The 9132-nt window shown below is 53.9% G+C and carries 9 protein-coding genes; 4 read left to right on the forward strand and 5 right to left on the reverse strand.

All coding sequences use genetic code 11. The features are described 5' to 3' along the window. The first annotated feature begins 139 nt into the window (after positions 1 to 139). Both KQJ19_RS20525 and KQJ19_RS20530 read left to right on the forward strand, forming a co-directional pair. A complete protein-coding gene (locus KQJ19_RS20525) occupies positions 140 to 400 on the forward strand; it encodes a PAAR domain-containing protein (protein ID WP_016155465.1) in 261 nt (86 codons plus the stop codon). Next, positions 397 to 1803: a hypothetical protein gene (locus tag KQJ19_RS20530; protein WP_216404062.1), complete on the forward strand. Its 1407-nt coding sequence runs from the start codon at positions 397 to 399 to the stop codon at positions 1801 to 1803. Before KQJ19_RS20525 ends, KQJ19_RS20530 begins: the two co-directional genes overlap by 4 nt. A gap of 73 nt (positions 1804 to 1876) precedes the next feature. Here KQJ19_RS20530 and KQJ19_RS20535 read toward each other — a convergent pair whose 3' ends face one another. The 3 genes from KQJ19_RS20535 to KQJ19_RS20545 are packed head-to-tail and all read right to left on the reverse strand — an operon-like array spanning position 1877 to position 5359. After that, on the reverse strand, positions 1877 to 2818 hold the full coding sequence (locus tag KQJ19_RS20535; protein ID WP_019077849.1) for an ABC transporter substrate-binding protein: 942 nt from the start codon (positions 2816 to 2818) through the stop codon (positions 1877 to 1879). Positions 2819 to 2847: 29 nt separating this feature from the next. Continuing rightward, on the reverse strand, positions 2848 to 3843 hold the full coding sequence (locus KQJ19_RS20540) for a hypothetical protein (protein WP_016155386.1): 996 nt from the start codon (positions 3841 to 3843) through the stop codon (positions 2848 to 2850). Further along, the gene (locus KQJ19_RS20545) at positions 3836 to 5359 is read right to left on the reverse strand and encodes a sugar ABC transporter ATP-binding protein (protein ID WP_216404063.1); all 1524 of its coding nucleotides are present in this window, start codon (positions 5357 to 5359) and stop codon (positions 3836 to 3838) included. Before KQJ19_RS20545 ends, KQJ19_RS20540 begins: the two co-directional genes overlap by 8 nt. A gap of 114 nt (positions 5360 to 5473) precedes the next feature. On the opposite strand from KQJ19_RS20545, the gene KQJ19_RS20550 reads away from it, so the two are divergent. Together KQJ19_RS20550 and yjdP are read left to right on the forward strand one after the other, a co-directional pair. Then, complete coding sequence (locus tag KQJ19_RS20550; protein ID WP_016155388.1) at positions 5474 to 7738, forward strand: hybrid sensor histidine kinase/response regulator; 2265 nt, start codon at positions 5474 to 5476, stop codon at positions 7736 to 7738. A gap of 69 nt (positions 7739 to 7807) precedes the next feature. Further along, the gene (gene yjdP / locus KQJ19_RS20555) at positions 7808 to 8137 is read left to right on the forward strand and encodes a DDRRRQL repeat protein YjdP (protein ID WP_016155470.1); all 330 of its coding nucleotides are present in this window, start codon (positions 7808 to 7810) and stop codon (positions 8135 to 8137) included. A 69-nt stretch (positions 8138 to 8206) separates the two neighbouring features. On the opposite strand, the gene phnP is transcribed toward yjdP, so the two are convergent. Then, positions 8207 to 8965: a phosphonate metabolism protein PhnP gene (phnP, locus tag KQJ19_RS20560; protein WP_016155390.1), complete on the reverse strand. Its 759-nt coding sequence runs from the start codon at positions 8963 to 8965 to the stop codon at positions 8207 to 8209. 8 nt (positions 8966 to 8973) lie between these two features. Further along, on the reverse strand, positions 8974 to 9132 hold a 159-nt coding region (locus KQJ19_RS20565), incomplete at its 5' end, for a GNAT family N-acetyltransferase (RefSeq protein WP_346011603.1).

Raw genomic sequence — 9132 nt, forward strand, 5'->3', positions numbered from 1 at the left:
GTTTTTATGAAAGCTGCTTTAGCCCATTTAACGGAGGGTTATAAGGCAAATTATCAAAACCTGCCCGACAAAGAACCAGAGGTGGAGGGCTATAAGGGATGGACCCGGATGCGCTGTGACCTGGATGCGGGGAAATAATATGAAAGGTGTAATCAGGCTAAATGACCCGCTGGAAAACGGTGGGTATGTGAACAAAGCTTCTGGTAGCAAGTTTATGGGAATTCCTGTCGCTTTAATGGGGGATACTGTTCTTTGTGTTGCGCATAAAGGAACCTTTCCCATACTTGATTTTGAACCAACCTGGACAATGGACGGTAGAGGCGTTGTTGTGGATGGGTGTAGGGCTGCATGCGGTTGTGCAATAAAAACCACACTGCCAATGGCGGGGACAAGCAAATGAGTAAATGGAAGATACCAAACAAGAATCCCTATCAAGACCCAGGAAAATTCCCGCTAAATATTATGCTGGTTATTAGCTGTGCTATATTCTTGTTATGTATGATGTACCATATATTAAACTGGCTTCAGGAAAAGAAAGTTGCTGATGATTTGACATGGAATGCAATAGTAATCCCTTCTCTAATAGTGTTAGTAATCTGGTGTGTGGTGATAATCATTCACGGTATAATATCTTTTCCGTTTTATTATGCGGGTTACCTTGAGCAGTATGGTATGTATAAGTGGAAAAACTGGGCAATACAGGCATTGCCTCTTTTAGACTATTCATCAATTCTCCCGGTGCCTGAACTGGCATTAAAAATTCAGAAACTAGAAGGGGAAGCGCCAGCAGGTTCTGCAACGCCGTTACGAATTGATATCGAAGTTGATTCAATGGATGACGCCAGAGTTGATAAAGTGCTAAGACGGTTGATCGAACCACTCAAGAATTCTCTTGTCAAAGAGTATCGTCCGTTTAATACCTGGTTGTATGTTAAGGGTGCGGATGACACTATCGGCAATAGTTTCAGGGCGGTACTCGCAAGTCTGGGCATCTCCAGCAATAAGGTCGGAGACGTTAATATTCTTCATGATTGTCCGGATTATTCTTTAATCAATGATTGGATTGGCCTAAATATTTCTGAAAACAACCTGGTTATTACAGTTGAATTGCACAATAAAAATAATTCTGTTTTTTTCGAAAGTGCTAATGCCTTTATTTTTACCAATGCAAAATTGCTTGAAGATAAAGACACGCCTTTATATTTATTGCGTATGATGGACAGTACTCCATATTATCTTGATGAAATCGTAAGTGCATATTTATCTGCTCAACAAGTGGATGTGAGTAAAATTAAAAAGATGTGGTTCAACTCACTGGATAAACAGTCAAAATTAGTAATGTTTAGTGGGGTGGAAAACGCAAAAGTGAACATTTTGGCCGATAGTCGATATGAACTGGAAGCCGTTACTGGGCAAAGCACAGAGGTTCAGCGTTGGGTTGTATTGGCGTTGGCTGCGGATGCTGCAAAATATGGTCAAGGACATCAGTTATTCGCCAGTGCATCCGCAGGCACGATTCAAACCGGAATAATAGCTGCTAAATATCCAGGATGTTGGCCTGCACTTGGTAAGCTCGATTTCGGGAATTATTGGAAAATCATAATTGTTTGCGCAATTATTTTATGGGGTATAGGGTTTGTAAGTCTCGTGCCAACGGAAATGTTCAATAATCATCCCTGGTATACGTTTACTCCTTTAGTTATCGGCATTCTGGTTATTTATACGGCAATTATGATTTATTCTTTGATAGTGAGTCAAAATATAGAGCGGGAAATGGATATTTATTACTCTCAGTTTTTATGAGGTAAGCGCCCTGACGGGCGCTCATACTTCTTTTACTCTCTTTGCGGCAGGAGAGCATCAGTCGGTTAAGGGGTTATTTCACCGTCCAACCCTTATAGCTGCCGACGTTGTTTTTATCGATCATCGTCACCGGGATCAGTACGGGTTCTTTCGGGGCGGGTTTCCCCTGCAATATGTCATAGCCGATTTCGACCGCTTTGGCAGCCATCACCTGTGGATCTTGTGCAGGCGTCGCCACAAATAGTGAGTTTTCCCGCTTCAACGCTTCTTCAGCGTCTGGCGATCCGTCTACGCCGACAATAAAGAATTCGCTACGTTGTGCCTGTTTTGCCGCCAGATCGGCACCGATCGCCGTAGGATCGTTAATGGCGAATACGCCGTCGATCTTCGGATTCGCCGCCAGCAGCGCGGTCATGATCTCCAGTCCGCCTTCGCGACTGCCTTTGGCGTTTTGGTTATACGACAGCACCTTGATATCCGGGTGGCGTTTAAACTCGGTCTGGCAGCCTTCGACGCGGTTCTGGACGGCGGAAACCGGCGGCCCGTTGATAATGACGACGTTGCCTTTCCCTTTCAGACGGTCGGTAATGTATTTACAGGCCATTTCACCCGCCTGGGTGTTATCGGAGGTAATGGTCGCATCTGCGCCTTCCGCCGCTACGTCAACGGCAACCACCACAATCCCTGCGTCTTTCGCGCGTTTTACCGCTGGGCCGATGCCTTTGGAGTCGGCGGCGTTAAGAATAATCATGTCGACCTTGGCGGCAATAAAGTTGTCGATTTGCGACACCTGTTGTCCCAGATCGTAGCCGCTGGAAACCAGCGTCACTTTAACGCTATCACCCGCCAGTTTGCGTGCTTCCAGCTCCGCGCCTTTGGTGATCTGCACGAAGAACGGGTTGGCCAGATCGCCCACCGTAACGCCGATCGATTTCAGTTCTTTTGCCTGCACAAACGGAGCTGCAGCAAGCAGTGCGCCAGCACAGAGCGCGGTGACTAAGGGCTTCAATCTCATGCTGTATTCCTCGAAGTAAGATGTTGTTGTTATGCACTTTGATGGTGTCGGGTACGGTATTTGTCGATCAGTACCGCTATGATGATCACCGCCCCTTTGATCACCAGTTGCCAGAAATAGGAGACGCCCATCAGCGTCATGCCGTTATTGAGCGTGGCGATAATCAACGCCCCTACCAGCGTGCCGGTGATGGTGCCGATCCCCCCAACAAAGCTGGTACCGCCGAGGATCACCGCCGCGATGGCGTCCAGCTCGTAACCCATGCCTAAGTTGCCGTTGGCGCTGTATAGCCGCGAGGCGCTCATCACCCCGCCAAGACCTGAGAGCACACCGCTCATGCCGTAGACGAACAGCAGCACCAGCCACACTTTGATACCGGTTAAACGAGCGGCCTGCATATTGCCGCCGACCGCATAAATATGAACGCCGAGTGTGGTGCGCCTAAGAATGAACCAGCACATCACCACCACCGCCAGCGCAATGACCACTAGCCACGGAACCGGACCAAGATAGTTGTTACCGATCCACTCAAAGCTGATATTGGAATTGATCACCGTCGTGCCGTCGGCCAGCAGGTAGGCCGCGCCGCGCAGCGCCGTATACGTTCCAAGCGTGACGATAAACGGTGGCAGTCCGGCAAAAGCAACCAGCGCGCCGTTAAACAACCCCAGCACCAGACCGAGCATCAGCGCCGCCGGAATCGACAGCATGGCAAACTCAGGGATCAGCGAAACGACCATAGCCGCGACGGCGGTGGTGCCGAGAATCGAGCCAACCGAGAGGTCGATCCCGCCGGTCAAAATAATGAAGGTCATGCCAGCCGCCAGCACGATGTTGATCGACGCCTGGCGGGTAATATTCAGCAGGTTGCTTTCGGTAAAAAAGTTTGGCGCGATAAAGCCAAACACCGCCACTATCAGGATGAGAATCGGCAAGATGCCGACCGTTTGCATCAGATCGCTCATCAGCAATTTTTTCGCGGAGGCGGATTTCGCCACCTGCTGGGGAGTGGTTGGATTATTCATGGGACACCGCCTGATGATGGGAGTCGTTCACGCCGGTTGCCAGCGTCATAATATTTTCCTGGGTAATACTTTGCCCGTTCAGCTCACCGGCAATGCTGCCTTCCCGCATGACGTACACGCGATCGCTCATACCGACAACTTCCGGCAATTCGCTGGAGATCATCAGGATCGCCACGCCTTTGCGCGCCATGCCGTTCATGATCCGGTAGATCTCGCTTTTGGCGCCAACGTCTACGCCGCGCGTGGGTTCATCGAGGATCAAAATGCGTGGGCCGATCGCGACCCAGCGTGAAATCAGCAGCTTTTGCTGATTACCACCGGACAGCCCGCCCGCGCGTACCTGGGCGTGCGGAACGCGGATGTTGAGCAATTGGATGGCGTCATCGGAAATAGCCTGCGCCTTTTTGCGATCGAGCATGCCCCAGTTGGCGTCACGTTCCAGCGTCGCCATGGTGATGTTCTCTGCTGCCGCCAGCTCTAAAAACAATCCCTGCTCTTTGCGGTTTTCCGTCAGAAAGCCAATGCCGTGGTCAATTGCCTCGCGAGGGGAGTGGATCACCACCGGTTCACCGTCTACTTCAATCATGCCGCCGATGGCTTTACGCACGCCAAAAATCAACTGAGCCAGTTCAGAACGCCCGGCGCCGACTAACCCGGCAAGGCCGACGATCTCCCCGGAGCGCACCAGCAAACTGCACGGCTGGACTTTATGGCCGTCGGTCAGGTGGTGGACGTTGAGGCGCGCTTTACCTAAGGGAATATCGCGCTCTTTGTTGAACAAATCGCTTAACGGTCGGCCCACCATCATGCGCACCAGTTCAGAGGCGTTGAGTTTGTCGCGGGTCAGGCTGCCTACATATTGCCCGTCGCGCAGGACGCTGACGCGGTCCGAGAGTTCATACACCTCCGCCATGCGGTGGCTAATGTAGATAATCGCCATCCCCTCATCGCGCAGGCGCATGATCAGTTCAAACAAGCGGTGGGTTTCACGTGAGGAGAGGGCGGCAGTGGGTTCATCCATAACCAGAATGCGGCTGTTACGGTGCAGGGCGCGGGCGATTTCCACCTGCTGCTGTTCGGCGATGGTCAACGTCATCACGCGATCGCTGGCCTTAAACTGGGCGCCGAGTCGGTCGATGACTTTCTGCGACTGCATCACCATCTCTTTACGCTGGACCAGACCGCCGCGCGACAGCTCGCTGCCAAGAAAGATATTTTCCGCCACCGTCAGGTTCGGCGCGAGCTGCATCTCCTGGTAAATCAGCGTGATGCCTGCGCTGAGCGCGTCTTTTGGCCCGCGAATGTGAAACGGCTGACCGTCGATCAGGATCTCACCGCTGGTGGCGGTATACGCGCCCGCGAGGATCTTCATCAGGGTGCTTTTCCCCGCGCCGTTCTCACCCATCAGGGCATGAATCTCACCCGGCCAGACCGTTAAATCGACCCCTTTCAGCGCGTAAAATTTACCAAACGCTTTGGCAATGTTGCGCATCTCCAGAACCGGTGTCCTGCTCATAGCGGATCTCCTGTGGGGTGGCCGATATCAGCAGTCCATCACAGGAATGTAAATGCAAAATGTCAGAAGCCGTTCATATTTGTCATATTGCGATTTTTCTTCACGGAGCGTGATATGCCGCAACCAGGACGTCACTTTTTCGCCAGTGCGCGCGGACGATTGCTGTTCTTCAATCTGCTGGTGGTGACGGTCACGCTGATGGTAAGCGGTGTGGCGGTGCTGGGGTTTCAGCATGCCAGTCAAATCCAGGAACAGGTGCAGCAGCAAACCGTTGACGACATGACCGGCAGCATGAACCTGGCGCGGGATACGGCGAACGTGGCGACGGCGGCGGTGCGGCTGTCGCAGGTGGTCGGCGCGCTGGAATACAAAGGTGAAGCGGAGCGGCTGCAGGAGACGCAACGGGCGCTGAAGCATTCGCTGGAACAGTTGGCCACCGCGCCGTTGGCGCAGCAGGAGCCGGCGCTGGTCGAGCGTATTATCCAGCGCAGCCAGGAGCTACAAAGCAGCGTGGAAGGTATGCTGCAGCGCGGGCAACGGCGACATCTGGAACGTAACGCCCTGCTCAGTTCGCTGTATCAGAATCAAAGTTATTTACGTCATCTGCAAAAGCTGACCGGCGCGCAGGATGACGTGCTGCTGGGGCAGATAGACCGCTTAATTGTTGCCGCCATTGAAACACCCACGCCGCGTTCGGTGGTGAAACAACTGGACGGCGTGATGCCCGCGCTGCCTGTGCAAAATAGCAATCCGCTGATTACCAACATCCTCACCGACTTCAACCAGGAGTTGCATAAGCTGGAGCCGCTCTCTTCTGCGCTTGAGCAGAGTGATTTGGCGATCAACTGGTATATGTTTCATATCAAAGCGCTGGTGGCGATCCTCAACAGCGATATCAACCGGTATGCTTCGCAGGTGGCGCTGATCTCCGAACAGCGGGTGGCGCAAAGCCATCAGGAACTGCAATCCGGCGCGTTGTTTATTTTGGTGTTTGCGCTGTTGGCGGTGGTGATCACCGGTTTTGCCGGCTGGTATATCTACCGTAACCTCGGTTCTAACCTGACGGCCATTTCGCGGGCGATGACCCGACTGGCGCATGGTGAATCGGACGTTAGCGTCCCGGCCCTGCAGCGGCGCGATGAGCTGGGCGAACTGGCCCGCGCCTTTAGCGTCTTCGCCCGTAATACGGCATCGCTGGAGCACACCACCCGATTGCTAAAAGAAAAAACCAGCCAGATGGAAATCGACCGCACCGAGCGCCAGGGGCTGGAGGAAGCGCTGTTGCACAGTCAGAAACTGAAGGCGGTAGGGCAACTGACAGGCGGATTAGCGCACGATTTCAATAACCTGCTGGCGGTCATTATTGGCAGCCTGGATCTGGTGAACCCAGACTCTCCCGATGCGCCACGGGTCAATCGGGCGCTAAAAGCCGCCGAGCGCGGGGCGCTCCTTACCCAGCGGCTGCTGGCCTTTTCGCGCAAACAGTCGTTGCATCCCCATGCGGTGGAGCTGAAAACGCTGCTGGAAAATTTGGGCGAACTGATGCGCCACTCTCTTCCGGCTACGTTGACGCTGGAGATTGAAGCCCAGTCTCCCGCCTGGCCCGCGTGGATTGATGTCAGCCAACTGGAGAACGCCATTATTAATCTGGTGATGAATGCCCGTGACGCCATGGACGGGCAGGCGGGCACGATTAAAATCCGTACCTGGAATCAGCGGGTCACGCGCAGCGATGGGCGTAAGCAGGATATGGTGATGCTGGAAGTTGCCGACCAGGGAAGCGGGATGTCGCAGGAGGTGAAAGCTCAGGTCTTCGAGCCGTTTTTCACCACCAAACAGACCGGCAGCGGCAGCGGGCTGGGGCTGTCTATGGTCTACGGTTTTGTGCGCCAGTCCGGTGGCCGCGTGGAGATTGAAAGTGCTCCTGGGCAGGGAACGACGGTCAGATTGCAGCTTCCTCGCGCGGTTGTGCCGGTGCAGACACCGGTGGAGACAATCGCACAGCACACCCCGACTCGCGGTGAAAAACTGGTGCTGGTTCTCGAAGATGAAGCCGATGTGCGCCAGACGTTATGTGAGCAATTACACCTGCTGGGCTACCTGACGTTAGAGGCCGCCAACGGCGAACAGGCTATGCATATGCTGGCGGCTTCATCCGAGATTGATATTTTTATCAGCGACTTAATGCTGCCCGGCGGTTTAAGCGGTGTGGATGTGGTTAATCATGCGCTGGCACATTATCCACAACTGAACATCCTGCTGATTAGCGGCCAGGATTTACGTCCGGCGCATAATCCGGCGCTGCCAGATGTGGCGTTATTGCGTAAGCCCTTCACTCGGGGAGAACTGGCGCAGGCGCTGCGGCATTCGCGTAATTGAGATTCCTCCGCTACCCGCGCAAATACGCTTTGATTACCGTGGGGCGAGTTTCTTGATGAGGCTGGTTTTATGCAACGCTCCGCGACATTCTTACTTTTCACTCTGCTGATGATGACCACCGTATCGGCGCAGGCGGATATTATCGATGACGCCATCGGTAATATTCAGCAGGCGATTAACGATGCCTACAAACCGGACAGCGGGCGGGATTATGACGACTCTCGTGATGAAAGCTGGCAGCGACAGATGAGTGACGATCGTCGCAGACAGTATGATAATCGCCGCCGCCAGTTTGAAGACCGCCGCCGCCAACTGGATGACCGCCAGCGCCAGCTCGATCAGGAACGGCGTCAGTTAGAAGACGAAGAGCGCAGAATGGAAGAAGATTACGATCGTTAGCGCAATCTTTCGCTGGCAAGGTTATAGAGGGCAGAGACCTGTTAACAAGCCTTTAAGTGCGATGTAAACCTACCTCAGCACAATTTCCATTCCGTCATACCCGGCTTCGAGCCCTGTCGGTAGCGGATTCTCCATCATCCACAAATCAAACTGATGACTGATATGCGTCAGGATCACCCGTGGGCAGCGGATAACCTCGTTCAAGGCGATAACGGTATTTACATCGCTGTGATTGCGCGGCGGCTCGGCGCGCGGGGCGTGGCTACAGTCGATGATAATCACCTGAGGCTGGTTATTGTGGAGAAACTTCAGCGTCTTGTCGGGAAGTCCGGCGGTATCGGAGAGCCACGCCACGCGGCTGTGCGCGGTCTCCAGCAGATAGCCAAACGTCAGCTTTGAATGGTTGAGCGGGAGTGGCGTCACCTGCAACCCTTGCAGGTTAAACACCACGAATGGCGCGACGGTATGGCTAAAATCGAGGATGCCAGGGTGCTTAAACAGATCGTCGCATCCCTGTTCATCCGGCGGACCGTACACCGGGATAGTCGCCCCCACGCCCCAGCGCAGCGGAAACAGCCCCTGCACGTGATCCATATGGTAGTGGGTGAGCAGAAACTGCTGGAAGCTGCCTGCTGGCCAGTCGTCCATCAGATGCGGGATCCCCGCGTCCAGCAGCGTCACCGCATTGTTAAATTTGACCACCCCGCTACAAGGGCGTCGACGGTATTGCGCCTGTAAGCGTGCTCGTTGGCAGGCCGCACAGTCACAGCCAAATGCTGGCACCAGTTGCGCGCCGCCGGTTCCCGTCAGCGTAATGGTCAGACTCATGGCTCCCCCTACAACGGTTTGGTGAAGCGAAAATGGCTCATGGTATAGCCTTCGCGCTGGTAAAAGCGGTGCGCGTCAAGGCGTTGGGTACTGGTAGAAAGCTCGGTTATTTCTGCGCCCGCTTCGCGCGCGGTGGCTTCGGCCCAGGCCAGTAACTGACTACCCAC

This window comes from Citrobacter sp. S46_ASV_140 (genome assembly GCF_018919545.1).
GTDB lineage: Bacteria > Pseudomonadota > Gammaproteobacteria > Enterobacterales > Enterobacteriaceae > Citrobacter > Citrobacter braakii.